The 25,939-nt window shown below is 74.2% G+C and carries 19 protein-coding genes; 8 read left to right on the top strand and 11 right to left on the bottom strand.

The genetic code is table 11. The annotated features are described in order from the left end of the window. The first annotated feature begins 8 nt into the window (after positions 1–8). On the top strand, positions 9–698 hold the full coding sequence (locus tag ACIBBA_RS15430) for a RibD family protein (protein WP_396697916.1): 690 nt from the start codon (positions 9–11) through the stop codon (positions 696–698). A 262-nt stretch (positions 699–960) separates the two neighbouring features. After that, complete coding sequence (locus ACIBBA_RS15425) at positions 961–6,582, top strand: GH92 family glycosyl hydrolase (RefSeq protein WP_396697602.1); 5,622 nt, start codon at positions 961–963, stop codon at positions 6,580–6,582. 76 nt (positions 6,583–6,658) lie between these two features. On the opposite strand, the gene ACIBBA_RS15420 is transcribed toward ACIBBA_RS15425, so the two are convergent. The 3 genes from ACIBBA_RS15420 to ACIBBA_RS15410 form a co-directional block, all read right to left on the bottom strand. Next, positions 6,659–7,759: an L-dopachrome tautomerase-related protein gene (locus ACIBBA_RS15420; protein ID WP_396697600.1), complete on the bottom strand. Its 1,101-nt coding sequence runs from the start codon at positions 7,757–7,759 to the stop codon at positions 6,659–6,661. A gap of 274 nt (positions 7,760–8,033) precedes the next feature. Continuing rightward, the gene (locus ACIBBA_RS15415; RefSeq protein WP_396697597.1) at positions 8,034–8,537 is read right to left on the bottom strand and encodes a hypothetical protein; all 504 of its coding nucleotides are present in this window, start codon (positions 8,535–8,537) and stop codon (positions 8,034–8,036) included. Continuing rightward, a complete protein-coding gene (locus ACIBBA_RS15410) occupies positions 8,530–9,858 on the bottom strand; it encodes a molybdopterin-dependent oxidoreductase (protein WP_396697914.1) in 1,329 nt (442 codons plus the stop codon). The genes ACIBBA_RS15415 and ACIBBA_RS15410 overlap by 8 nt, the downstream gene beginning before the upstream one ends. Positions 9,859–10,150: 292 nt before the next feature. On the opposite strand from ACIBBA_RS15410, the gene ACIBBA_RS15405 reads away from it, so the two are divergent. Further along, positions 10,151–11,212, top strand: coding sequence for an NAD-dependent epimerase/dehydratase family protein (locus ACIBBA_RS15405; RefSeq protein ID WP_396697595.1), 1,062 nt, complete (start codon positions 10,151–10,153; stop codon positions 11,210–11,212). A 204-nt stretch (positions 11,213–11,416) separates the two neighbouring features. Here ACIBBA_RS15405 and ACIBBA_RS15400 read toward each other — a convergent pair whose 3' ends face one another. Further along, complete coding sequence (locus ACIBBA_RS15400) at positions 11,417–12,853, bottom strand: hypothetical protein (protein ID WP_396697593.1); 1,437 nt, start codon at positions 12,851–12,853, stop codon at positions 11,417–11,419. A gap of 145 nt (positions 12,854–12,998) precedes the next feature. On the opposite strand from ACIBBA_RS15400, the gene ACIBBA_RS15395 reads away from it, so the two are divergent. From ACIBBA_RS15395 to ACIBBA_RS15385, 3 genes are read left to right on the top strand one after another with little or no spacing between them, the layout of a single operon-like run. Next, positions 12,999–13,697, top strand: coding sequence for a glycosyltransferase family 2 protein (locus tag ACIBBA_RS15395; RefSeq protein ID WP_396697591.1), 699 nt, complete (start codon positions 12,999–13,001; stop codon positions 13,695–13,697). Then, positions 13,694–14,374 carry a DUF2064 domain-containing protein gene (locus ACIBBA_RS15390; protein ID WP_396697589.1) on the top strand — a complete coding sequence of 227 codons (681 nt, stop codon included), beginning with the start codon at positions 13,694–13,696 and terminating at the stop codon, positions 14,372–14,374. Before ACIBBA_RS15395 ends, ACIBBA_RS15390 begins: the two co-directional genes overlap by 4 nt. After that, the gene (locus tag ACIBBA_RS15385; protein ID WP_396697587.1) at positions 14,371–15,021 is read left to right on the top strand and encodes a class I SAM-dependent methyltransferase; all 651 of its coding nucleotides are present in this window, start codon (positions 14,371–14,373) and stop codon (positions 15,019–15,021) included. The genes ACIBBA_RS15390 and ACIBBA_RS15385 overlap by 4 nt, the downstream gene beginning before the upstream one ends. A 59-nt stretch (positions 15,022–15,080) precedes the next feature. Here the strand turns inward: ACIBBA_RS15385 and ACIBBA_RS15380 are convergent, their stop codons facing one another. Both ACIBBA_RS15380 and ACIBBA_RS15375 read right to left on the bottom strand, forming a co-directional pair. Further along, positions 15,081–16,100 (bottom strand): sensor histidine kinase, encoded by a 1,020-nt coding sequence (locus ACIBBA_RS15380; protein WP_396697585.1) that lies wholly within the window; start codon positions 16,098–16,100, stop codon positions 15,081–15,083. Next, complete coding sequence (locus ACIBBA_RS15375; RefSeq protein ID WP_396697583.1) at positions 16,093–16,785, bottom strand: response regulator transcription factor; 693 nt, start codon at positions 16,783–16,785, stop codon at positions 16,093–16,095. The genes ACIBBA_RS15380 and ACIBBA_RS15375 overlap by 8 nt, the downstream gene beginning before the upstream one ends. A gap of 165 nt (positions 16,786–16,950) precedes the next feature. Here ACIBBA_RS15375 and ACIBBA_RS15370 point away from each other — a divergent pair, with 165 nt between their 5' ends. Further along, positions 16,951–19,956, top strand: coding sequence for an Hsp70 family protein (locus ACIBBA_RS15370; protein WP_396697580.1), 3,006 nt, complete (start codon positions 16,951–16,953; stop codon positions 19,954–19,956). Between the two features lie 23 nt (positions 19,957–19,979). Here the strand turns inward: ACIBBA_RS15370 and ACIBBA_RS15365 are convergent, their stop codons facing one another. Together ACIBBA_RS15365 and ACIBBA_RS15360 are read right to left on the bottom strand one after the other, a co-directional pair. Beyond that, positions 19,980–20,417, bottom strand: a complete 438-nt coding sequence (locus ACIBBA_RS15365) for a VOC family protein (protein ID WP_396697578.1) — start codon at positions 20,415–20,417, stop codon at positions 19,980–19,982. 1 nt (position 20,418) lies between these two features. Then, a complete protein-coding gene (locus tag ACIBBA_RS15360) occupies positions 20,419–21,003 on the bottom strand; it encodes a DinB family protein (RefSeq protein ID WP_396697576.1) in 585 nt (194 codons plus the stop codon). A gap of 61 nt (positions 21,004–21,064) precedes the next feature. Here ACIBBA_RS15360 and ACIBBA_RS15355 point away from each other — a divergent pair, with 61 nt between their 5' ends. After that, the gene (locus ACIBBA_RS15355; RefSeq protein ID WP_396697574.1) at positions 21,065–22,024 is read left to right on the top strand and encodes a helix-turn-helix transcriptional regulator; all 960 of its coding nucleotides are present in this window, start codon (positions 21,065–21,067) and stop codon (positions 22,022–22,024) included. On the opposite strand, the gene ACIBBA_RS15350 is transcribed toward ACIBBA_RS15355, so the two are convergent. The 3 genes from ACIBBA_RS15350 to ACIBBA_RS15340 are packed head-to-tail and all read right to left on the bottom strand — an operon-like array spanning position 22,021 to position 25,938. Beyond that, positions 22,021–24,117, bottom strand: a complete 2,097-nt coding sequence (locus tag ACIBBA_RS15350) for an alpha-galactosidase (RefSeq protein WP_396697572.1) — start codon at positions 24,115–24,117, stop codon at positions 22,021–22,023. The two genes, ACIBBA_RS15355 and ACIBBA_RS15350, sit on opposite strands and share 4 nt — an antisense overlap. Positions 24,118–24,172: 55 nt before the next feature. Continuing rightward, positions 24,173–24,997, bottom strand: coding sequence for a carbohydrate ABC transporter permease (locus ACIBBA_RS15345; RefSeq protein WP_396697570.1), 825 nt, complete (start codon positions 24,995–24,997; stop codon positions 24,173–24,175). Then, positions 24,994–25,938, bottom strand: a complete 945-nt coding sequence (locus ACIBBA_RS15340; protein WP_396697568.1) for a carbohydrate ABC transporter permease — start codon at positions 25,936–25,938, stop codon at positions 24,994–24,996. Before ACIBBA_RS15340 ends, ACIBBA_RS15345 begins: the two co-directional genes overlap by 4 nt. Position 25,939 lies beyond the last annotated feature (1 nt).

The raw sequence follows: 25,939 nt of genomic DNA, 5'->3' as shown, positions 1-25,939 counted from the left end.
CCGGGCCGGTGCGGGCGCGGCCGTACGTGCTGCTCAGCTGCGCCACCTCGATCGACGGCTACATCGACGACGCCACCGAGCAGCGACTGGTGCTCTCCAACGCCGACGACCTGGCCCGGATCGACGAGGTCCGGGCCAGCTGCGACGCGATCCTGGTCGGCGCGGGCACCGTCCGCGGCGACGACCCGCGACTGCTGATCCGCTCGGCGTCGCACCGGGACGCGCGGGTCGCCCGTGGCCTGCCCGCCTCGCCCACGAAGGTGACCCTCACCGCCTGCGGCGACCTCGACCCGACGTCCCGGTTCTTCACCGCCGGGAAGGCGGAGCGGGTCGTGTACTGCGCGACGGGCGCGCTGGAGAAGACCGGGGAACGGGTCGGCGAGCTGGCCACGGTGGTCGACGGCGGCGATCCGGTGGATCTCGGGTTTGTGCTGGGCGACCTCGCCGACCGGGGGGTGCGCCGGTTGATGGTGGAGGGCGGCGGGACGGTGCACGCGCAGTTCCTCTCCGCCGGGCTCGCCGACGAGCTGCACCTGGTGATCGCGCCGTTCTTCGTCGGCGACTGCCGGGCGCCGCGCTTCGTGGGCGACGGCCGCTACCCGTGGCATCCGGGTCGTCGGGCCACCGTGGCGGAGGTCCGCCAGATCGGCGACGTGGTGCTGGTCCGCTACGCCCTCTCCGACCGCTGCCTGGGCTGATCGACCGGCCGCACCCCTGGGCGAGATCGTCGGCACCGTCGGCGATGGACTGTTTCGCTTTGATCAACCCGTTGACACGGCCGTGTCCTGCCCGGAACTATCAGCGACGTCCGATGGCCCGCCCTCGTGGTTCACGTGTCTCCATGTGACAACGATGTCAGTCATCCGCGTAGTCCCGCACCACGCTCCGCAGCAGCAACGGTCCACTCTGCCCACACGTTCGACGGACTCGACCCGGATCGAGTCGAAAGGCCCGGCCCCCATGGCGTACCCCTCAACCGCCCGCCCCTGGCACCGCAGCCTGTCCGCCGCGACAGCCGCGGTCCTGCTGCCGGCGGGACTGCTCGTCGCCGCACCCCTGGCGAATGCCGCACCAAGCTCGGCGCCGCCCGGCAACTTCAACTCCTCGTTCGAGTCGGCCGACCCGCGACCGGCGACGAGCACCGCCGAGGTCGGCACGGACGGAAAGCCGGTCCAGGCGAACCTGAGCGGGTCGGTCACCACCCTGCCCGGCAGCCTGCTCGGCAAGGTCAGCGCGGTGACCGCGAGCGCCGAGTACCCGCCGGCGGAGATCGCCGCCAATCTCAAGGACGACAATCCGTCGACCAAGTGGCTGGCGTTCAACCCGACCGGCTGGGTGACCTACCGGCTGGCCGAGCCGTCGGTGGTGCGGCGGTACGCGCTCACCTCCGCGAACGACGCGCCGACCCGCGACCCCCGGGACTTCGTCGTGCAGGGGTCGAACGACGGCAGCACCTGGAGCGACCTCGACCGGCGGACCGGTGAGAAGTTCGGTGGGCGCCTGGCCACCAACGTCTACAGCTTCACCAACAGCACCGCCTACGGCTACTACCGGCTGAACGTCACCGCGAACTCCGGTGACTCGATCCTGCAGCTCGGCGACTGGAACATCAGCGACGGTTCGAACGTCAGGCCGCCGGCCACCCCCATGGTCAGCGTCGTCGGCGCCGGCCCGGTCGGTGGCTACACCACCAAGCCGGAGGCCGGGTTCACCGGGACGGCCGCCCTGCGCTACGCGGGCGGCGCCGAGGCCGACGGCCGCTCGTACGCGACGAACAAGCTCTTCGACGTCGACATCCCGGTCGGGCCGAAGACCCGGCTCTCCTACAAGATCTTCCCCGAGTTCACCGGCCAGGACGCCCAGTACCCGTCCACCTACGCGGCCGTGGACCTGCACTTCACCGACGGCAGCTACCTGAGCCAGCGCTCGCCCGTCGACCAGCACGGCTACCCGCTCCCGGCGGCCGGACAGGGCGCGTCGAAGGTGCTCTACGCCGACCAGTGGAACGCGGTGCAGACCGACGTGGGCGCGGTCGCACGGGGCAAGACCATCGACCGCATCCTGCTCGCCTACGACAACCCGCAGGCCACGGAGAAGACGCGGTTCCAGGGCTGGCTCGACGACATCGAGCTGACCGGTGAGCCTGCGACGATCGACGGTTCGAGCCGGACCAACTACGTCGACACCCGACGCGGGACCAACTCGACGGGCGGTTTCTCGCGCGGCAACAACCTGCCGATCACCGCGGTGCCGAACGGCTTCAACTTCTTCACGCCGGTCACCGACGCCACGTCCAACTCGTGGGAGTACCAGTACCACCGAAGCAACAACGCGGCCAACCTGCCCACGCTGCAGGGCCTCGCGATCTCACACGAGCCCAGCCCGTGGATGGGTGACCGCAACCAGATGTCGGTCATGCCGGTCGCCGGCGACGGACCGCTCACCGGGCCGCCCGCCGGCCGGGCGCTCGCCTTCAGTCACGCGGACGAGACGGCGCGGCCGGACCTCTACCGGGTGCGGCTGCAGAACGGCCTGACCGCCGAGATGTCGCCCACCGACCATGCCGGGATCATGCGGTTCACCTTCCCGTCCGGGCAGGCCACCGGCAGTCTCGTCTTCTACAACGGCACCTTCACCATCGGCGCGGACGGCGGCTTCACCGGCTGGGTCGACAACGGAAGCGGCCTGTCGGCCGGTCGCAGCCGGATGTTCGTCTCCGGCGCCTTCGACCGGGCGCCCAAGGCGTCCTCCGCGACCTCCGCCAGCTTCGACGTCTCGGCGAACCAGCAGGTCACGATGCGCATCGCGACCTCGTTCCTCTCGGTCGAGCAGGCCCACCGGAACCTCGACCTGGAGGTCACCGGCAAGAGCTTCGACCAGATCCACGCCGCCGCCACCGCGGCCTGGCAGGACCGGCTCGCCCGCATCGAGGTACGGGACGCGACCGAGACGCAGTTGGTGACGCTGTACTCGAACCTGTACCGGCTGAACCTGTATCCGAACTCGCAGTCGGAGAACACCGGCACCGCCGCCGCGCCGCGCTGGCAGTACGCGAGCCCGGTGTCGGCGCCGACCGGCACGTCGACCGCCACGCACACCGGGGCCAAGATCGTCGACGGGGAGATCTACGTCAACAACGGGTTCTGGGACACCTACCGCACCGTGTGGCCCGCCTACGCGCTGCTGTACCCGGACGTCGCGGCCAAGATCTCCGACGGCTTCGTGCAGCACTACCGCGACGGCGGATGGATCGCCCGCTGGTCGTCGCCCGGTTACGCCGACCTGATGACCGGCACCAGCGCGAACGTGGCCCTGGCGCAGGCGTACCTCACCGGGGTCAAGCTGCCCGACCCGCTCGCGGCGTACGACGCGGCGGTCAAGGACGCGACCGTCGCCTCCGGACGCGGCGAGGTCGGCCGCAAGGGCATCGAGACCTCGCTGTTCCTCGGCTACACGCCGACCTCTACGGGCGAGTCGGTGTCGTGGGCGCTGGAGGGCTTCATCAACGACTACGGCATCGGCAACATGGGCGCGGCCCTGGCCAAGGACCCCGCCACGCCGAAGTCGGAGCGCAACCGGCTCAAGGAGGAGTCGCAGTACTTCCTGCAGCGCGCCCGCAACTACGTGCACCTGTTCGACCCGGAGACGAAGCTCTTCCAGGGCCGCGACGCCGCCGGTACGTTCCTCGCCGGTGACCCGCTGGACTGGGGTGGCGTCTACACCGAGACCAACGGGTGGAACTTCGCGTTCACCGCGCAGCAGGACGGCAAGGGACTGGCCAACCTGTACGGCGGGCAGCAGGCGCTGCGCGACAAGCTCGACCAGTTCTTCGCCACCCCGGAGAACGCCGACCGTCCCGGCGGATACGGCGGCATCATCCACGAGATGCTCGAAGCGCGGGCCGTGCGGATGGGTCAGCTCGGCATGAGCAACCAGCCGTCGCACCACATCCCGTACATGTACGACTACGCCGGCGCGCCGGCCAAGACGCAGGCGCTGGTGCGGGAGATCATGCAGCGCCTCTACGTCGGCAGCGAGATCGGCCAGGGCTACCTGGGCGACGAGGACAACGGCGAGATGTCGTCGTGGCACATCCTCAGCTCGCTGGGCATCTACCCGCTGCAGGCCGGGTCGTCGCACTGGGCCATCGGCTCGCCGCAGTTCACCCGGATGACCGTCCACCGCGAGAGCGGTGACATCGTCGTCAACGCGCCGAACAACAGCACGAAGAACATCTACGTGCAGGGTGTCGAAGTCAACGGCAAGAAGCAGCGCACGCTCTCCGTCGACGTGTCCGTGCTGGCCAGGGGCGGCACGATCGACTTCCAGATGGGCCCGAATCCGTCGTCCTGGGGGACCGGCAAGAACGACGGTCCGCCGTCGTTGACCAAGGGCGACGCGGCGCCGAAGCCGCTGCAGGACACCACCGGCCCCGGTCTCGGCACCGCGACCGCGACCGGCGGGCAGGACGCGTCGAAGCTCTTCGACGACTCGTCGACCACGCAGCTGACCTTCGCCTCGGCGACGCCGCAGGTCAGCTGGGCCTACCGGGGCGGCAAGCAGACGCCGGCGTACTACAGCCTCACCTCCGGGGCCGGTGCGGGCGATCCGGCGGACTGGCGGTTGCAGGGCTCCAACGACGGCGCCACCTGGACCACCGTGGACTCCCGCTCCGGCGAGGTGTTCGCGTGGCGTAACCAGACCCGGCCGTTCGAGATCGACAGGCCGGGGCGGTTCGCGCAGTTCCGCCTCGTCGTGACGAAGAGCGTCGGCGCCGCGCAGGCCAACCTCGCCGAGGTCGAGCTGCTCGCCGGCGGCGACCTCGATCTCGGTGGCGGGGCCATCACGGTGACCGCCGCGGACAGCGTGCACGCGGCCTCCGGCGCATCCGTGTCGGTGCCGCTGGCGACCGTCACCGGCGGCACCGCCAGCGGTTACCAGGCCACGATCGACTGGGGTGACGGCTCGCCGACCACCCCGGGCACCCTGACGCTCAGCTCGCGGGCGGTCTACAGCGTCAGCGGCACGCACACCTACGCCACGCCCGGTTACCACCAGGCGAGCGTCACGGTGACCGACGGCTCCGGCCAGGGCTCCACGACGGTCGGCGTCGACGTGGCCTACACGCCGAGCTCCGGGCTCACCGCGGCGTTCGACACCGTCTGCATCGGTGACGAGGGCATCCGGGCGGCCAACTGCGACGCGAAGTCGTGGGCGTACTCCCGGGCCGCCCTGGCGGCGGCCGGGGTGACCCAGGGCCAGCGACACCAGGTGCCGGGCACCGCGCTGCACTTCACGCTGCCGACGATCCCGGCGGGGCAGCCGGACAACGCCGCCGGCAACGGGCAGACGATCGTGCTCGACCTCCCGGACGACGCCAGGAGCATCTCGTTCATCGGCGCCGGCACGCAGGGCAACCAGGACAGCACCGGCACGGCGACGTTCAGCGACGGCAGCACCGCCAGCATCCCGATCCAGATGAGTGACTGGACGCTGGGCGGCAACGCCAACGGCACCCCGTCGTACGGCAACACGGTCGTCGCCAAGGCGGCGTACCGGCTGAGCGGCACGAGCCGGGACGGTGCCCAGCCGTTCCTGTTCGCCACCACGCCGTACCAGATCCCGGCGGGCAAGACGCTCGTCTCGGTGACCCTGCCGGCGCAGAGCGGTGACCCCGCCTCGGCGGGTCGGATCCACGTGTTCGCCATCGCCGACGACGGCACGCCGGCGCCCGCGCTGGCGACCGTCGCCCCGAAGGACCAGACGGCCACCGCCGGGCAGGTCCTCTCGGCGGACCTCGGCTCGGTCACCGGGGGCGTTCCCGACCCGGCGGGCTACCACGCGCGCGTCCAGTGGGGTGACGGCACGGTTCCGCAGGACGTCACCGTCGGCTCGTCCGGCGCGCTGACCGGGCAGCACACCTACCCGCAGGCGGGCACGTACACGGTGCGGGTGACCGCGTGGGACACGCGGTCGAGCAGCACGGCGAGCTTCACCGTGACCGTGGCGGGCGGCGGACGCCAGCCGACGGTCGCGCTGCCCGGGTCCACCATCGTCGCCACCGGTGACGCGATCACCGTCAACGGCAGCGGGTTCGCCGCCGGCGAGCAGGTGACCGTGACGCTCGGCACCAGCCCGGCGCGGAGCATGAAGGTCGCGGCCTCCGTGGCGGGAGCGGTCCGCGCCTCCATCGCGACCTCGGGTGACGCGCAGCCCGGCCGATACGCCGTCACCGTCACCGGGGCGTCGTCGCGTACCCCGGCGACGGCCACCGTGCAGGTGACCGGGGAGCAGGACGTGCCGACGAACCGTGCGCAGGTGGGGCTCTCCACCACGGCCGGGCCGCGCGGTACGGCGATCACGCTCGACGGTTACGGATTCGCGCCGAACGAGGCGGTCACGATCACCTTCGGTGACGGTCTCGCGAAGAGCACGGTGCGCGCGAATGGCGACGGCATCATCTCCGGTATGACGGTCAGCGTTCCCGGGGCGGCGCGGGCCGGCTCGACCAGCATCACGCTGGCGGGAGCCGACTCGAAGGCGCGGGTGCAGCTGCCGTTCACGGTCACCGGCTCGAACTGAGCCGGAGGCAATCCAGCCGCCCTGGGCGGGCCGTGCAGACGGCCCGCCCAGGGCGGAGTTGGTCCGCGGGGGCGGCTCAGCGCAGCAGGACCGGCCCGGCGTCGATCGGAGTGCGGAACAGGGCGTACGGCTTGCGGCGCAGGTCCTGACCGCCCTGGTAGTCGGCCTGCCGGTGCAGCTGGTTGGCGGTCACGTAGAGATGCCGGTCGACGGCGACCGACATGGTGTCCGGCCAGAGCAGCCGCGGATCGTGCACCACCGTCTCGAACTGCCCGTCCGGCAGCCGGCGCAGCACCGCGTTCTGCTCGTACGCGGTGAGGTACAGCCGGCCCGCGTCGTCGCTCTCCAGACCGTCCGAGCCGGTGCCCTTGTCGCCCTCGTCGATGACCGTGTCGGCGACCTCCTCCTCCGGCAGCGACGCGTCCGCCAGGGCGTCCGTGGAGACGCTGTGCCAGCGGCGCGACATCAGGGCGGAGTAGTACAGGCGGGAACCGTCGGCGGAGATGGCGATGCCGTCCGAGCCGAACGTCAGGGGCTTCGGCGGCCCGTCCGGTGGCCGCTGAAGGAACGGCCGCCCCTCGACCACCGGCAGGTAGCCGTGCAGCGGATCGGCCTTCGTGGACGGGTGGTCGTGCAGCCGCCGCCAGGAGCGGCCGCTGTGCAGGTCGACCACCACGATGCCGTTCGGGCCGCTCATGGCGGAGTCGGTGAGGTAGGCGAGGCCGGCCGAGCCGCGGCGCAGATCGAAGCGGACGTCGTTGAGGTAGCTGGTGGGCAGCGCCACCTCGGGCGGGAACGTGATCACCTGGGCGACGCTGTCGGTCGTCAGGTCGACCCGGACCAGCTTCGGGCCGCCGGGTCGGGTGGGCCGCATCATCGGGCTGCCGGTGTCGACCACCCAGAGCCGGTCGGCCGGGTCGACCACCACCGACTGCACCGAGACGAAGGCCTGCGCGTCGTCGTCGCCCGAGGGCGAGTTCCACCGCTCGTCCGGGTACGCCACCTCCCGGCCGTCGCGCAGTTCGGCCACCGTGGCAGGGGGCTGGTCGCCCCACTGGGGGAAGTTCACGAAGATCCGTCCGGTGTGGGAGACGGTCACCCCGGTCGGCATCGGGCCGGTGAAGGCGTGCACCAGCTCCAGCTCACCGACCGGCTCGACGCCCACCGGCCCGCTCACGCCGCACCCCCGGCGGGTGATCGGAGGGTCGCGGATCCGACGCGGCTACCCATGGACATACCCCCTCGGTGGTGGCGCGGCCCGTTGGCCGCACCGAACCGACCCGTGCTTCCCACCTCACCCCACCTGAAACCGAACCCCGCCCGCCCCTTCCCGCCGTCGATCATGCAGTCGTGGTGCCAGCCTCATCCACTTGTGCACCTTTCGTCACCCACCACAACTGCATGATCCACCGGGGCGGGGCGGGGCGGGGCGGGGCGGGGCGGGCGCTGGGTCAGGGGGTGGGGTTAGGGGGTCGGGGTGGGCGGAGGCGGCGGGGGCGGCGGAGGGCGTAGAGGGCGGCGCTGATCAGGAAGAGGGCGGCGGTGATGGCGAGCCAGCGGGTCAGGAGCGGTTCGCGCTGCTGGGCGGTGGCGGCCCGGTAGGTCTCGTCGCCCCAGCCCAGCAGCCCGGGCAGGTAGACCAGGAAGAGCAGCCCGGCGCCGAGCGCCGGCACCCGGATGTGGTTGAGCAGGGCCAGCCGGCCCGGCCCGGCGGGTCGCCGCCCGACGCCGAGCGCCCCGCGCAGCGCCCGGTCGAGCGCCGCGTAGATCGGAAAGAGCACCAGGTCGTGGGCGATCACCGCGCCGACGAACCAGAGCAGCATCCGGCCGGCCGTCGCCTCCCCGGCGATCCGCTGCGCGACCCAGCCGGTCAGCACGAAGCAGCCCAGCAGGACGAGCAGGTGCCGGGGGCCGGCGCCGTACCCGGCCCGCAGCCGGCCGATCGGGTCAGCCATCGGAGCGGGCCCGGAACTCGATGTCGGTCACCCACTTGGTGCAGTGCACGCCGGGCAGCGCCGGCACGATGATCCGCGCCGGGAAGCCGTGGTCGGAGGAGAGGTCGACACCGTTGACCCGCAGCGCGAGCAGCGAGTCGGCATCGAGTACCTGATTGGCCTGCAGGGTGGCCTGCCGGAACAGCCCGGCACGCTCCAGCGAGCGGACGTGCGCCGCGGCCGGGTCGGGTAGCCCGGCGAGGGCGGCGAGGTCCCGCAGCCGTACGCCGGTCCAGGTCTGCTGAGTTGACCACCCCTCGACGCAGGCGATGGGCAGGCTGGCGGTGTGCTGGGCCATCGCCAGCAGGCCGGCGCGGTCGAGCGTCACGGTACGACCGGCGGCGCGCAGGGTCAGCCGCCAGCCGGGCCCGGTGTCGGCGGCCTGGATGCCCGCCGCCGCGGCGCTCCGGTTGACCGGGAACCCGTTGGGCCCGCCGCCCGGGTCGCGGCCGCGCGGCAGCAGCAGGGCGGTGCGGCGCAGCGGCCCGTCCAGGCTCTGCCCGAAGGTCAGCGCGGCCAGCAGCAGCGAACCGCCGCCGACCAGCGCGACCGCGCCGCGGCGGCTGACCGTGGCCGGGCCGGGCCGGGGCGGCACCAGGCGGTCCGGGTCGGGCGGTTCGGGCCGGGTCCGCGCGCGCGGGGTACGCAACTCGGCCCGAGCGGGGCGGGACCGCAGCGCGGTGACCAGCCGGGGCAGCTTCAGCACCACGTGCACGACCAACGCGGCGGTGAAGACCCAGGCCCCGAAGTAGTGCGCGGTGTAGAAGTCGAAGCCGAAGAGGTACGAGTACTGGATGTTGAGCAGGCCGGTGGCGATCTGGAAGAGGATCCCGCCGACGAGCAGCAGCAACGAGAGCCGCTCCAGCAGCTGCGCCACCGAGCGGGCCGGTGGCCAGTCGAAGAGCTTCGGGATCACCGACCAGAGCTTGCCCAGCACCACCGGGATCAGCACGATGCCGAGCCCCACGTGCAGGCCCTGGGTGAGCCGGAACAGCCAGGACGGCCGGGTCGGCCAGTCGAACGGCGGCAGCCGCAACCAGCCCACGTCGGTCGGGAACGCCTGACCGAACTGCGGGCTGTAGGCGGCGTAGTCCAGCAGCCCGGTGACGATCACCAGGGGCAGGGTGACGAGCAGCGCCAGGCCGTACACCGCGGTCAGCCACGGGCCGCGCAGCGGGCTGCGCCAGCCGTGGGTGACCGCGTCCGTGCCGGGCGGCCGGCGTCGGTCGAGCGCTCGCCAGAACCGCCGGGGCGCGCCGTACCCGTCGGTCGGGTCGTCCACCGCCGGCCCGGGTCGGGCCGCGCCCGACGGTCCGGGGTCGCTCGTGGGCACCGGTCCTCCTTCGTGGTCTCGCCGCCGGCCGGCGGTCCGTGCGGCCGGTCGTTCCGGTGCCCGGCCCGGCGGGGTCCGTCGTCCTCCGCAGGCTATGCGCGGGTACGCCGGCCCGGTCGGGTTTGCCGCATTACCGAAGGCTTACCGCCGCGTCCCCGGACGGGGGCGACCTGTTGCGAACTCCTTACGGGATCGCCGAGCCGGCCCGCCGGCCGACCCGCCTGACCTAGCGTCACCAGACATGCGGGTACTGGTCACCGGCGCGGCCGGGTTCATCGGATCGCACGTCGCCGACCTGCTCGTCGACGAGGGGCACGAGGTCGTCGCGCTGGACGCGCTGCTGCCCCAGGCGCACGGCGACGCGGCACCCGAGTGGACCCGCCGGCACGACCTGGTGCCCGGGGACGTACGGGACGCCCGGCTGCTGGACCGGCTGCTGCCCGACGTCGACGCGGTCTGCCACCAGGCGGCGATGGTCGGGCACGGACTCGACCCGTCCGACGCCCCGGAGTACGCCAGCCACAACGACCTCGGCACGGCGGTGCTGCTCGCCGGGATGTACCGGGCCGGCGTGTCCCGGCTGGTGCTGGCCAGCTCGATGGTGGTCTACGGCGAGGGCCGGTACGTCTGCGCCGGCCACGGGACGGTCCGCCCGTCGCCGCGTCGGCCGGAGGACGTGGCCGCCGGCCGCTACGACCCGGCCTGCCCTCGGTGTGGCGACCCGCTCAGCCCCGCCCTGGTGCCCGAGGACGCGCCGCTGGAGCCGCGCAGCACGTACGCGGCCAGCAAGCTCGCCCAGGAGCACCTGGCGGCGGCGTGGGCGCGGCAGACCGGCGGCGGGGTCTGGGCGCTGCGCTACCACAACGTCTACGGCCCGCGGATGCCCCGCGACACCCCGTACGCCGGGGTGGCCTCGATCTTCCGGTCGGCGCTGGCCGCCGGGCGGGCTCCCCGGGTGCTGGAGGACGGCCGGCAGCGCCGCGACTTCGTACACGTCAGCGACGTGGCCCGGGCCAATCTGCTCGCCCTCACCGCGCCGACGCCGGAGGGTCTGGTGCCGGTCAACGTCTGCTCCGGCGAGCCGCACACGGTCGGCGAGCTGGCGCGGACACTAGCCGCCGCGATGGGCGGGCCCGCGCCGGTGGTGGCCGGCGGCGCGCGGGCGGCCGACGTGCGGCACGTGGTCGCCGATCCCCGCCGCGCCGCTGACCTGCTCGGCTACACCGCCCGGGTGAGCTTCGCCGAGGGGGTGGCCGGCTTCGCCACCGACCCGCTGCGCGAACCGGCGGCGCTCCCCGCCTGATTCCCGGCCTGCGGCGCTCTCCGTCCGCCTGCGCCGGCGTTCGGCCTGTCCCCGGCGGCAGCCTGCGCGGGGGCCTGTCCCGGTGAGCGTGATACCTCACAGGCATATTTATGCCTCTGAGGTATCAGCCTCGCGCGGACATCTGCCCCCGGCGCGGGCCGCGGGGCTGGCCGGTGGCCGTGCGCGGGGAGGTCCGCACCGCGGTCACGAGACCGTCCAGAGCAGGTGGTTGACGGCCAGCGCGGTCACCACCTGCCCGGCCAGCCACCAGCGGCGGTGACCGGCCGGCAGCAGCGCGGTGGCCGCCAGCAGCCACACCGCGAACGGCAGCCAGATCCGCTCCACCTCCGCCTTGCTCAGCCCGGACAGGTCCGCGCCGGCGACCGCCACGGCGGCGGCCAGCGGAAGCACGACCGTGGGCCCCGCCCCGCGTACCGCCGCGACCAGGGTTGCGACCCGACCGCCGGGTCGGGCCGCGCGCGCCCCGACCGGCGCGCCGGGTCGGCCCCAGCCGGCGCGGGCCGCGGCGGCGGCCGCCACCACCGCCCGGCGCAGCGCCGGCCCCAGCACCAGGCCGGCGCAGAGCAGCAGCGCCGCCAGGTTCGCCCACACCCAGTAGCCGTACGGCCGTTCAGCGGCCCAGCCCTGGTAGTAGCGCTCGACGACCAGCCGGTATCCCTCCCACCAGTGGAAGCCGGCGAGGGTGAACGCGAGCGTCACCGCGGCGACCCCGACGCCGGCGGCGAACAGCGAGCGGAGCCGGGCCGCCGGGCGCAGCGCGAGCACCGCCAGCGCCAGCACGCCGACCAGCACGAAGCCGTACGAGAGGAACAGCGCGAAGCCGAGCAGCACGCCGCCCAGCGCGGCGGCGCCCGGGCCGCGTACCGCCAGCAGGGCCAGGCCGGCGGCGACCACGCCGGCGAAGACGCCGTCGGCCGACGCCCCCACCCAGACCGCGCCGGGCAGCAGCACCAGGAACGGCAGCACCGCCCGCGCCGCCTCGGTGGCGCCGAGCGCCCGCAGGGCGACCGGCACCGACACCGCCACCGACGCCCCGACCAGCACGCAGGCGAGCCCGGCTGCCGCGCCCCCGCCCAGGCCCACCCGGTCCAGCCAGACGAAGACCAGCAGCGCGCCCGGCGGATGACCAGCCGTGTGGGTGGACCACGAGTCCGGCTGGAAGTCGAGGATCCGCCCGGTGAAGCCGGCCAGCATCGCCGGGATGTCGGTCACCCCTGGCACCTCGTGCAGGTACTCCGCCTGCGCGGTGAGTCGGCGGGCGAGCCCCGCCGACCAGCCGTCCACCAGGGCCAGGGAGAGTGTCCAGGCCACCGCCGTCAACCAGCCGGCGGCCAGCAGGACGCCCCACCGGGCGCGCTGCGCCCAGCGCATCCCCCAGCCGAGCACGACGACGGCGACCAGCACCGCCGCCGGGGTGCCCCAGCCCAGGTGTGGGCGCCAGGTGGCGTAGAGCGGCGCGGCGTCGGCGTACAGCCCCGCTCCGCGCGCGTTGAGCAGCAGACCCACCAGCACCGCGGCGGCGAGCAGCGCCGCCTCCACGGCGAGCACCAGCGCGTCGGCGCCGCCGCGCCGGACCGGGGTCCGCGCGGGGGCGGTGGTGAGCGTGGGAGTCGAGGCCATGACGATCGGACGGTACGGCCGGCGGGCGCCGCCCGCCGGCGGAACCGCCGGGACGTCACCGCACGGTAAGAATCGCCCGCGCGGTAAGCGTTCGGTAAGGACGTTCCCACCCCGGACGCCCTGGTCGCGCCCTAGCGTCGGCGATATGCCTGCCCCGATCGACAGTTCCCCGCCGATCGTCATCGACGTGGTGCTGCCCTGCCTGGACGAGGCCGCCGCGCTGCCCGGCGTGCTCGCCGCCCTGCCGCCCGGATACCGGGCCGTCGTGGTGGACAACGGCTCCCGGGACGGCTCACCGGAGGTCGCCGCCCGGCACGGCGCCCGGGTGATCCACGAGCCGCGCCGGGGCTACGGCGCCGCCGTGCACACCGGGGTGGAGGCGGCCGGCACGGAGCTGGTGTGCGTGCTCGACGCCGACGGCTCGTTCGACCCGGCCGACCTGCCGGCGCTGGTGGCCCCGGTGGCGGCCGGCACGGCGGATCTCGCGGTCGGTCGCCGGCGTCCGGTCGGCGCCGGCGTCTGGCCGTGGCACGCCCGGGCCGGTACGGCGCTGGTCGCCGCGCTGCTGCGTCGCCGGGGCGTGCCGCTGCGCGACCTCAGCCCGATCCGGGTGGCCCACCGCGACGCGCTGCTCGCCCTCGGCGTCACCGACCGGGCCTTCGGCTACCCCCTCGAACTGCTGATTCGGGCCGCCGCCGCCGGCTGGCGGATCCGGGAACTCGACGTCCCGTACGCGCCCCGGACCGCCGGCACCCGGTCGAAGGTCTCCGGCTCGGTCCGGGGCACCCTGCGCGCGACCCGCGACTTCGCGGGCGTGCTGCGCACCGTCGGCGGTCCCCGATGACCGTCCTGCTGGTGGTGGCGAAGGCGCCGGTGCCGGGCGCGGTGAAGACCCGGCTCTGCCCGCCGGCCAGCCCCGCCCAGGCGGCCCGGATCGCCGCCGCCGCGCTGCGGGACACCCTGGACGCGGTGCGGGCCACCCCCGGGGTGACCCCCGTGCTGGCCTGGACCGGCCGGTTGGACGGCGCCGTCGACGGGGCGGCGCTGGCCGAGACACTCACCGGCTGGACGATGCTGGAGCAGCGCGGCGCCGACCTGGGTGAGCGGCTCGCCAACGCGTACGCCGAGGTGGCCGCCGCGTATCCGGGCCGGCCGGTGCTCCAGATCGGGATGGACACCCCGCAGCTGACGCCGGCCCGGCTGGCCGCCGCAGTGCGCCGGCTGGACAGCGTGGAGGCGGTGCTCGGCGCAGCGCTCGACGGCGGCTGGTGGTCGCTGGGCCTGCGCGACCCGCGGCACGCGACGCTGCTGCGTACGGTGCCGATGTCCACCCCGGAGACCGGCCGGGGCACCTGGTCGGCGCTGGGGGAGCGGGGCCTGCGCACAGCCGCGCTGCCGGTGCTGCGCGACGTCGACGAGTGGCCGGACGCGCTGGCGGTGGCCGCGAGCGTGCCGAGCGGCCGGTTCGCCCGGCAGGTCGGTGCGGTCCGCCGCGACCTGGTCCCCCGGGGGCACGGATGAGCTCCGACGGGTTCGGCACCGCACTGCGCGACCGCGCGGACGGCCACTGGCTGGTGCACGGCGACGGGCGGCGCAGCCGCCTGCCGGTGCGCCGCTGGCACGGTCCGGCCGAGCCCGCCGCGGCCGACGTGGTGGCCCGCTGCGCCGGCCCGACGCTCGACCTGGGATGCGGTCCCGGCCGGCTCACGGTGGCGCTCGCCCGGGCCGGGATCACCGCGGTCGGCGTCGACGTCTGCGGGTACGCGGTGGCTGCCGCCCGGGCCCGAGGCGCGGTGGCGCTCCACGGTGACCTGTTCGACCCGCTGCCGGGTGAGGGGCGCTGGGCGCACGTCGTTCTGCTCGACGGCAACATCGGCATCGGCGGCGACCCGGTCGCCCTGTTGCGCCGCTGCCGGGCGCTGCTCGACCCGGCCGGCACCGTGCTGGTCGAGCTGGAACCGCCCGGGGCCGGGCTCTGGCAGGGACAGGCCCGGGTGGCCTCGCCGCGCCGGCCCGGTCAGCCCGCCCTCGGTCCGGCGTTCCGCTGGGCCCGCCTCGACACCCGGGCGGTGCACCCGGTCGCCAGCCGCGTCGGCCTCTCGGTGCGCGAGGTGTTCCAGCGCGACGGGCGCTGGTTCGGCGAGCTAGGCATGCCGTCCGGCGAGTGAGCTTCGCGGCAGGTGATGGCCCGACCTCACGCGGCCCTGGGGTTGCTGTGGCGGCCCGACTAGCTGGCTGTGGCCGGCAGTCGGACCACGAAGCGACAGCCACCCTCGGTGTTCTGCACATCCACCCGGCCGCCGTGCGCCTCGACCAGCCCCCGGACGATGGCCAGGCCCAACCCGCCGGAGCCCTCCCCGTTGGAGCGGGGGGTGCGGGCCGGCTCGCCGCGGAACGCCACGTCGAAGAGGCGGGGCAGGTCGTTCTCGGGGATCCCGCCGCAGGTGTCCGCTACGGCCAGCCAGGCGTCGTCCCGCTCCCAGCCGCCGTCGATGTGGACCGTGCCGTCCTCCGGGGTGTAGCGCACCGCGTTGAGCAGCAGGTTGCCGACCACCCGGGCCAGCTCGGGCTCGCTGGCCAACACGGTCGGCCAGCCCGACTCGGCGGCGACCAGCCGGATCCGCCGGGCGGCGGCGAGCGGCGCGGCGCCGGCGAGCGCGTCGGAGACCACCTCGCCGAGCGGCACCGCGCTCAGCGACAGCCGCAGCGCGCCGGCATTGATCCGGGAGAGTTCGAAGAGGTCGTCCACCAGCCGGGTCATCCGGTCGGTCTGGACCCGGATCCGCCGGTGGTACTCGGCCACCGTCGCCGGGTCGTCGACCACCCGGTCCTCCAGCGCCTCGGCCATCGCACGCAGCCCGGCCAGCGGGGTGCGCAGGTCGTGCGAGACCCAGGCGACCAGGTCCCGGCGGCCCTTCTCGATCCGGCGTTCCCGCTCCCGCGCCTGGTCGGCCCAGACCGCGGCGACGGCGAGCCGTCGGCCGAAGGACCAGCCGATCGCCAGGCTCACCGCCGCCGCGGCGGCCACGGTGAGCAGCACCACCTGCAGGTCGTGCGCGGACAGGAACATCGCCTGGGCGACCACCACCACGCCGGCCACCACCGCCGCCACGGTCACCGCCAGCAGTACGCAGACGTGCACGGTGATCGACCGGTGCCGGAGCAGCCGCAGCGCGAACGCGCCGACCAGGCCGACACCGAGCGCCGCCGCCAGCGCCATGACGAAGATCAGCGCGAGATCACGCATCGGCGGGTTGGTATCGGTAGCCGACGCCCCAGACGGTGACGATGCGGCGCGGCTCGGCCGGGTCGTCCTCGATCTTCTCCCGCAAGCGTCGCACGTGCACGGTCACCGTCGACTGGTCGCCGAAGTTCCAGCCCCAGACCCGCTCCAGCAGCTCCGCGCGGCGGAACGCCCGCGCCGGATGGCGCATCAGGTGGGCGAGCAGGTCGAACTCGCGCAGCGTCAGGGTCAGCTCCCGGCCGTGCAGGGTGGCCGACCGTGGCCCGGTCGCGACCTCGAGGCCGGCGTCGGCGAAGACCTCGGCCGCCGGGGGAGCGGGCTCGCCGGCCCGGCGCAGCACCGAGGTGACCCGCAGCACCAGCTCCCGCGGTGAGAACGGCTTGCCCAGGTAGTCGTCCGCGCCCAGTTGCAGGCCCAGTACCCGGTCCGCCTCGTCGCCGCGGGCGGTGAGCATGATGATGGGTACGCCGTCCGGCCGCTCGCGCAGCCGCCGGCACACCTGCAACCCGTCCAGCCCGGGCAGCATCAGGTCGAGCACCACCAGGTGCGGCCGGCGCTCGTGCACCGCGTCGAGCGCGGCGAGGCCGTCGCCGACGTGGCTCACCTCGTAGCCGGCGTGCTCCAGGTAGCGGCAGACCACGTCGCTGACCGTCCGGTCGTCGTCGACCACCAGCACCCGCTGCCCCACGCGCACCTCCCGGCCGCCAGCCTAGCCAGGCCGTCCGCCGGGCCCACGCGACAAGATGTTGCGGCTTCCTTACGGCGGCCGGTGCTGACCGGCCGGTCAGCACCTCGGCGGTGGCTGCGTACGATGCGGGGTCGACATCCCTCGTCGCGGCGGAGGTATCGGTAGATGGCAGGCCAGCACGAGGGCTTCGCCCTCGGTGTCGACCTCGGCACGTCCAACACCGTCGCCGTGCTGCGCTGGCCCGACGGTCGGACCCGTCCGTTGCTGGTGGACGGTCAGCCGATCATGCCCTCCGCCGTGTACGCCGACTCGGACGGCAGGCTGCACGCCGGTCTGGACGCCCGGCGGCTGGCGCAGGAGGACCCGGCGCGGTTCGAGCCGAACCCGAAGCGCCGGATCGGCGAGCAGGCCGTCCCGCTCGGCGACCGTGAGTTCGCCCCCGCCGAGCTGCTCGGCGCGGTGCTCCACGTGGTCGGCCGATCCGCGGTGGCGACGGTCGGCTTCCTACCCCCGGCCGTGCTCACCTGCCCGGCGGCCTGGGACGCCCCGCGTCGGCACGTGCTCAACGACGCGCTGCTGCGCGCCGGCTGGCCGCAGGCGGCCGAACACACCCTGGCCGGCCCCACGCCCCCCGGAACGCGGCTGCTGCGCGAGCCGGTGGCCGCCGCCCGCTACTACACCGAGGTGCTGCGTCGCCCGGTGCCGGTCGGCGAGGCGATCGCGGTCTTCGACTTCGGCGGCGGCACCCTGGACGTCGCCGTGGTCCGCAACGACGGCGCCGACCCGTGGGGTGACTCCGGCTTCACGGTGATCTCCTGCGGCGGCCTGCCCGACCTCGGCGGGCTGGACGTCGACCTCGCGCTCATCGGGCGCGTCGGCGAGCTGGTCGCCGGGCGGCACCCGGAGCAGTGGGCGCGGCTGGCCGGCCCACGCGACGCCCCCGGGCGGCGGGACCGCGTCCAGCTCTGGGACGAGGTACGGGGCGCGAAGGAGATGCTCTCCCGCGGCACCACCGCGCCGGTGGCGGTGCCCGGGATCGCCGAGGCGGTGCGGCTGACCCGCGACGACGTGGAGCGCGCCGCCACGCCGCTGCTGCGCCGCGCGGTGGCCGCCGCCCGTGAGGTGATCGCCGAGGCCGGCCTGACTCCGGAGCAGCTGGCCGGGCTCTTCCTGGTCGGTGGCTCGTCCCGGATGCCACTGGTGGCCCGGATGCTCCATGCCGACCTCGGGATCGCACCGACCGTGCTGGAGCAGCCGGAGCTGCCGGTGGCCGAGGGCGCGCTCACCGACCTGCCGCTGCGCCGCCCGGCCGGACGCCCGCCCCAGCCGATGCCCGGCCCCGCCGCGCCGGCCGCCGCGCCCGCCGTACCCGGCCAGGCCGCCCCGCCGTCCGCTGTCACGGCACCGACCGTGCCCGCCGCCCCGCCCGAGGCGGCGGACGACCCGACCCGGCCGGCCGCCGGTCCGGGTACGACGGTGCCGGCCGGTGCCCCCGCGGTGCCGGCGACCCTGGCGGCGACGATGCCGGCCGGTGTCGGCCTCGGACCCACGCTCGCCGACCTGGCCGAACACCCGACGGCGTTGCCGGAGCCCGCGGGTCCGGTCTCCGCGCCCCCACTCGGCGGCCCACCGCCCCTGCCGCCCTACGGCAGTCCCGCCGCGCCCTCGCCCGGTGGCCCGTCCGCCCCGGCGTTCGGTAGGCCGACATCCCCGGCGTTCGGCGGGCCGCCCGGGCCACCGTTCGGCGCCGCCGCGTCCGGCCCGCCGGGCGGCGGGCCGGTGTCGCCGGCTCGGCCCGGTGGGCGGGCCGGTCGTCGGCGGCGGGTCTGGTGGATCGCGCTGGGCGCGGTCCTCGCGCTCGCCGGGGTGGGCGCCGCGGCGGTGCTCTACCTGACGCGGGACCGCTACCCGGGGCTGGAGTGGCAGGAGGCGCTGACCGAGGTGGCCCGGCCGAAGGCCGGCGACGAGCGGCCCAGCGGAATGTGGACCGCGGTGCTCGGCGACCGCGCCTACCTGGCGTACCAGCGGGCCGACAACCAGCTTGAGGTGGTCGCGGTCGACGCTGGCACCGGTGACGAGCTGTGGCGCAAGCAGACCGGCTTCGTCGCGGACGACTGGGAGCGGCTGGTCGCCGTCCCGGGCGCGGTGGCGATCTTCGCCGACGCGCCCGGCGACAGCACCCCGCGCGAGCCGGTGATCCTGGACGGTGCGACCGGCGAGCGGCGCTGGAACCGCCCGGTGCGCGGCGACGACGAGGTCTTCTTCACCGAGCGGACCGCGGTGCTGGTCGACCGGACCGAGCACCGGCTGGTCGGCCTGTGGATGGATCACGGCCGGGAGCGGTGGAGCCAGCCCAACCCGAAGGAGCAGTACGGCAGCACCCGGACCGAGGTCCTGCCGGTGGGCACCGACGCGGGAGCCGGCGGGCCGGCGTACCTGGACGGCGGGTCCCGTGACCCGTGGGAGGACGGGCAGACGCGGCGGCTGGTGCAGGTCGGCGCGGACCGCTCGGTGCGACTGGTCGACATGGACACTGGCGGGATCGTGCGCGAGTGGGGCGCGGTCGCCGACCTCGACGACCTGCTCGCGGCCCACGAGGACCGGCTCTACGTGGCGAACAACGACAGCGGCTATCAGCTGCTCGCCTACGACCTGAACTCGTCGGCGAAGCCGGTGCTGCTCTACCGCTCCCCGGACGACCGGCGCCGGCCGAAGGCGCTGGTGGCCTGCGGCGAGCGGCGCGCCTGCCTGCTGGAGGTGCCGGATTCCGAGGCCGCGCGGACCGAGGTGGTGGCGGTCAACGAGAAGGGCCGGGTCAACTGGCCGGCCCCGAACGCGTCGACGCTGGTGCCACTCGGCGAGCGCCTGCTCGTGCAGCGCAGCGACCCGGCCACGACGAGCACCATCTTCGACGCCGAGGGCAAGGCGGTGCTGCGCGACCGTGACGGTGTCGGGGTGCGGATCGACGCCGGCAACGTGCTCGTCTTCGCCAAGCCGCCGAGCACGGTGCAGGACGACCGCAGCATGGCCGGGGTGTGGGCGGGCACCGGAGAGGTGGCCGAGCTGGGCCAGCTCAAGGACGTACGCAGCGCCACCTGCTCGTGGAACACCCGGGTCATCGCCTGCGGAGCGGAGAAGGACTTCGTGCCCTACCGCTTCGCCTCCGACTGACCCGGGTGGTCACGCGTAGCCGGTCAGTCGAGGCAGAATTCGTTGCCCTCCGGGTCGGCCATGATGATGTGACCGGCGCCGAGCGGGGGAGCGGGCTCGTGGCGCTCGAGCCGGGTGGCGCCACGCGAGACGAGCCGTTCGGCCTCCGCCTCCAGGGCGGCCATCCGCGCGTCTCCCTCGAGCCCCGGAGCGGCCCGCACGTCGAGGTGCACCCGGTTCTTGACCTGCTTGGGCTCCGGCACCCGCTGGAAGAACAACCGCGGCCCCGCGCCCTCGGGGTCGAGCAACGCCGAGGCCTCGTTGCGGCGCTCGGGCGGCACGCCCATCGCCTCCAGCGCCTGCTCCCACGACTCGAAGCCCGGGGGTGGGTCCTGTAGCCGGTAGCCGAGGGTGTCGGCCCAGAACGCCGCCAGCGCGGCCGGGTCGGCGCAGTCGAAAGTGATCTGTACGTCGCGGGCCATCTCAGCTCGCCTCCCGTCGGGTCTGCCGGTTGGTGTGCAGGTAGAGGTCGCGGAGCAGGCAGACCTCGGCCAGATGGTGGATCAGCTCGCGGTTGATGTGCAGCACCAGCGCCGCCATCGGGTGCTCGGCGTACGGCCCCTCCGCCTCCCCGCACGGGCGGGCGAGACCGGCTTCGCCGAGGGCCTCGACCCCGGCCTGCCAGGTGGCGTACTCCGTGTCGAGCTGGGCCAGCGCCGCCTTCGCGGTCGCAGCGTACTCGAACGACTGGTAGTCGGTGGGCGTGCGGCCGAAGTGCGCGGCGTTTCGCGCCGCGAGCACCCCGACGATCACGTGCCCGAGCCGCCAGGCGATCGTCGTGAACGGTGGCGGGTCGGGCTGCGACATCGCGAAGTCGATGGTCATCGCGCCGGACCCGGCCTGCACCGGTGCCGTGCCGGTGCCGCGCGGGCGCACGCTCCAGGAGCCGGGCGAGGGCTCCCAGAAGTACTCGTCGTCGGTGAGCCCGTCGCGGCGATCGCGTAACTGATTGGTCCAGTGCCAGGCGAGCTGGTCTCGGAGCAGGGAGTTCCAGGTCGGGTCGGTCATGGACACAGCCTGCCGCAGATAGCGGACAGGATCGTTCCGTGATCTGTGGAACCATCGACGCGTGACCGTCGAGGCGACGACCGAGCGGGTGCTGCGGTTGCTGGCGCTGCTGCAGCGCCAGCCGTCCTGGACCGCCGCCGAACTCGCCGTCGAGCTGGGGGTCACCGACCGCTCGGTGCGCCGCGACGTCGAGCGGCTGCGCGCGCTCGGCTACCCCGTACACGCGACGCCGGGCGTCGGCGGCGGCTACCAGCTCGGCGCCGGCACCCGGCTGCCGCCGCTGCTGCTCGACGACGAGGAGGCGATCGCGACGGCGGTTTCCCTGCGGCTGGCGTCGGGCGGCACGGTCGCCGGGGCGGGCGAGTCGGCGCTGCGAGCCCTCGCCAAGCTCGACCAGGTGATGCCGTCCCGGCTGCGCGCCGAGGTGCGGGCGGTCTACGGCGCCACCGACACCCTGGTCGGCCCCGGGGTCGAGATCGACGCGGAGCTGCTGGTCACCCTCGCGCGGGCGTGTCGCGACGCCGTGCGGGTCCGGTTCCGCTACCCCGGCCGCGACGGCGGGGAGGGCGAGCGCACGGTCGAGCCGGTGCGGATGGTGACCACCGGCCGCCGCTGGTACCTGATGGCCTGGGACGTCGACCGCGAGAACTGGCGCACCTTCCGGCTGGACCGGATGCGCGAGGTGGAGACGACGACCTGGCGCTTCCGGCCGAGGGAGCACCCCGACCCGGTCGCCTACGTGCAGCGGTCGGTGACCGAGGCGCCGTACCGCTATCTCGCCCGGGTGCGGGTGCACGCCCCGCCCGACCGGGTGCGGCAGCTGGTGCCACCCCAGGTCGGGCGGGTCGAGGGCGATCGCGACGGGTGGTGCGTGCTCGTCGTCGGCGGGGACGACCTGCACTGGCTCGCCGCGCACGTGGCCCGGCTGGGCTTCGAGGCGGAGGTGCTGGAGCCGCCGGAGCTGCGAGAGGCCGCTGCCGTGCTCGCCCGCCGCCTCGCAGCGATCGCCGGGACCGCCTAGTCGCGGTGCAGGACGACGAGTTCGGCGTCGTGGCTCGGGGTCCACTGCACCGGCAGGCCGACCGCGCCCAGGTGGCTGCCGGAGTAGCGCTGCTCGCCGTGTCGGTACCGCGCGTCCGGGTCGAGGCCGCGCAGCGGCAGCCGCACCGGACGCGACGGCAGCAGCCCGACGCCGTCCGACCGGCCGGTGTGCCAGGCCAGCACGACCACGGTCCGCCGGTCGGGCGAGGTGTACTGCACCGCGCAGCGGGCCTGGTCCGGCCCGCCGATCAGGTGCACCTCGCCGTGCGTGACCACCTCCCGGATCTGTTTGTACCGGGCGATCCAGCCGGCCGCCTCGGCCCGCTGCTCCGGGGTCCAGTGCCGGATGTCCGCGCCGATGCCGAGCACCCCGGCCATCGCCAGCACGAAGCGGAACGCCAGCGACCGGGGCCGCGGGTCGAAGATCCCGGGCGCGTCGGTCACCCACGAACTGAGCAGGTGCGGGGCGTTGGCGTGCAGGAAACCGTGCTGGATGGCCAGCCGGTCCATCGGGGCGGTGTTGTCGCTGGGCCAGAAGATGTCGGCCCGGGCGGCCATCGCCAGGTCGGTGCGGGCGCCGCCGCCCGCGCACGATTCGATCAGCACGTCCGGGTGGTCCCGGCGCAACCGGTCGTAGACGCGGTGCAGGGCGGCCACGTGCGCGCCGTCCAGGTCGACCGCGCCGTGGGCGCCGGCCCGGCCCGGTTCGGTCCGTGGCCGGTTGAAGTCCCACTTCAGGTACGCGATGTCGTAACGGCGCAGCAGGTCGTCGAGGGTGCCGTGGACGAACTCGGCGACCTCCGGGTGGCCCAGGTCGAGCAGGTACTGGTTGCGGATCGGGGTGAGCGGCCGGCCATCGACGCGGTACACCCAGTCGGGGTGCTCGGCGTAGAGCCGCGACTTGGGGCTGACACACTCCGGCTCCACCCAGAGCCCGAACCGCAGCCCCAGCGCGCGCACCTCGGCGATGAACGCCTCGAAGCCGTCCGGAAAGCTGGCCGGGTCGGGCGACCAGTCGCCGAGGCCGGTGGTGTCGTCGGTGCGGCCGAGGAACCAGCCGTCGTCCACCACGAAGGTCTCCACCCCGAGGTCGGCGGCGATCCGGGCGAGCGCGAGCTGGCTCTGGGCGTCGACCGCGAAGTAGGTCGCCTCCCACGAGTTGTAGAGCACCGGCCGGGGGGTCAGCCGGTCCCCGGCGAGCAGCCGCTGGTAGCGGTGCCAGACCCGGGCCAGCCCGTCCAGCCCGTCGGCGCTGTACGCCCCGGCGACCTCGGGCAGGGTCAGCTCGGCGCCGGCCGGCAGTTCCAGCGGCCCGTCGGCCAGCTGGCGGCCGGCCCGTACCCGGGTCAGCCCGCCGGTGTCGCGCTCCGCGGTGATCTCCCAGGAGCCGGTCCAGGCCACCGCGACGCCCCAGGTGGGGCCGTCCGGCGCGGCCCGGTCGCGCACGGCCAGCCACGGTACGTGCAGGTGGCCGGGGACGCCCTGGCTGCTGCCGATGGTGAACCCGCCATGGCCGAGGTCGACGTGGTCGAGTTGGAACTCCTGCGCCCACTGACCCCACTGGTGGCTGAGCACCGCCCCGTGCGGGGTCGGCACGGAGAACCCGGCCGAGCCGGCCCGGACCAGCCGCAGCGGCTCGGCGCCGGTGTTGGTCAGCTCCACCCAGCGTCGCACCACGTCGGTGCCGGTCGGGACGGCGTAGCGCAGCACGGCGCGCAGCCCGGTGACCGAATCGGCGAAGGTGACCGCGAGCGTGCCGGCGGCCGGGTCGTGCGCCGCCCCGGCGAAGTCGAACGCCACCCGCCGGTGCCCGGTGGTGGTCTCCACGACCAGGTCCGCGCCGGTGAACGGGCGGTCGGCGTCGGTGGCGTACTCGACCGGGGCGGCGTCGCCGGCGGTGAGGAACGGCACCGGCCCGTCGTACGCGACGGGGGAGGGCCCGTCGCTCACGCCGTGCGGGCCCCACGCGGACAGTTCCAACCAGCGCCCGTGCGCCGGCAGCGTCACGGTGTACTCGGTTCGCGCGCCGCGCAGCGTCCACCCCCGCGCCACGCCCTGCCCTGCCCCGCTCACTTGGCCTCCTTGGTTCGCGACTGCGGGGCTCGCAAGAGCGGCTCACTCCTCGCGCTCACTTGACCGCTCCGATCGCCAGGCCGGAGACGAAGTGCCGCTGGAACCGCAGGAAGACCGCCACCGTCGGGACCGCGGCGATGACCGTGCCGGCGGCGATGACGCTCCACGACGAGACGAACTGACCCTGGAGCGCGAGCAGCGCCGGGGTGACCGGCATCCGGTCGTCGGTGCGCAGCACGGTGATCGCCCAGAGCAGGTCGTTGAAGATCCAGGTGAAGGAGAGCGCGCCGAGCGCGGCCAGCGCCGGGCGGGTCAGCGGCAGCATCACCCGGGCGAAGATCTGCCACGGGCCGGCCCCGTCGATGGTCGCCGCCTCCTGGATCTCGCTGGGGAGGTCGCGCATGAAGCCGTGCAGCACGAACGTGTAGAACCCGAGCCCGAAGCCGACCTGCACCGCGATCAGCGCCCAGAGCGTGTCGTACAGGCCGGTCAGTTCGCTGAACTTCTGCACCGGGATCAGCAGGATCTGCGGCGGCAGCAGGTTGCCGGCGAGCATCAGCAGCAGGATCGTGCGCCGCCCGGGGATCCGGTAGCGGCTCAGCGCGAACGCCGCGACCGCGGCCAGCGCCAGGCTCAGCGCCACCGACGGGATGGTCACCAGCATGCTGTTGATCAGCGCCTGGAGCTCGCCGCCGTCGGTCCACGCCTGGCGGTACGTGTCGAGGGTGAACGAGTGAGGCAGGCTGCCCACGCCGTGGGCGGCGATGTCGTCGAAGGTGCGGGTGGACATCACGACCACCCAGAGCACCGGGGCGAGCCAGAGCAGCGAGAGCAGGATCATGCCGCTGTGGAAGGCCCCGGTGCGGAACTTCTGGATCACGCTTCCTCCCGGAACGCACGCACGAGGTAGCCGAGGATGACCGCGAGTGCGAGCACGAAGATCACCACGGCAATCGCCGAGGCGTACCCGAGCCGCAGGCTCTGGAAGGCCGCCGAGTACATGTAGGTGCTGAGCAGCTCGGAGGAGTGGTACGGCCCGCCGCGGGTCAACGACCAGACGATGTCGAACGAGCGCAGCGAATCGATCACGATGACCGACAGCACGACCGCGTTGACTCCCTTGAGCTGGGGCACGGTGACGTGCCAGAGCCGCTGCCACGCGTTCGCCCCGTCCATCCGGGCGGCCTCGTGCAGCGCCGGGTCGATCGCCTTGAGACCGGCGAGGAAGAGCACCATCACGTAGCCGATCTGCCGCCAGAGCGCCGGCAGGATCACCGCGTAGAGCGCGGTCTCCGGATCGGCGAGCCACGGCCGGATGAGATGCTCCAACCCGATCGCGCGCAGGATCGAGTCGGCCACCCCGTCGGGCTGGTAGAAGACCCGCCAGACCAGCGCCGTCACCACCAGGGAGAAGACCACCGGGGTGAAGAGGGCGGCCCGGTAGAAGCCGACGCCACGGCGGTCCCGTTGCAGCAGCAGCGCCATCCCGAAGCCGCCGACGACGGATAGCCCGCCGAAGAGCACCAGCCAGATGACCGTGTTGATGAGGGCGCCGCGGAAGGTGGCGTCGCCGGCCAGCTCGACGTAGTTGTCGACGCCGATGAACTGCGGCGGGGTCTGGCCGTCCCAGCGGGTCAGCGAGAACCAGAAGCCCTGTAGCGCCGGCCAGAACACCCAGATGCTCTCGACGGCGAAGGGCACCAGCACGAACGCCGCCAGCAGCGGCGACAGTCGAGCCGACCGTCGCCGCCGCCGGGGGGTGCCGGCCACACCGGACGCCGCCGTCCGGGGTGCCTCGGCCTTGGTGGACACGTCTGTCACG

It is taken from the genome of Micromonospora sp. NPDC051006 (assembly GCF_044456245.1).
GTDB lineage: Bacteria > Actinomycetota > Actinomycetes > Mycobacteriales > Micromonosporaceae > Micromonospora.
This window is presented reverse-complemented; position numbering and strand designations above follow the sequence as displayed.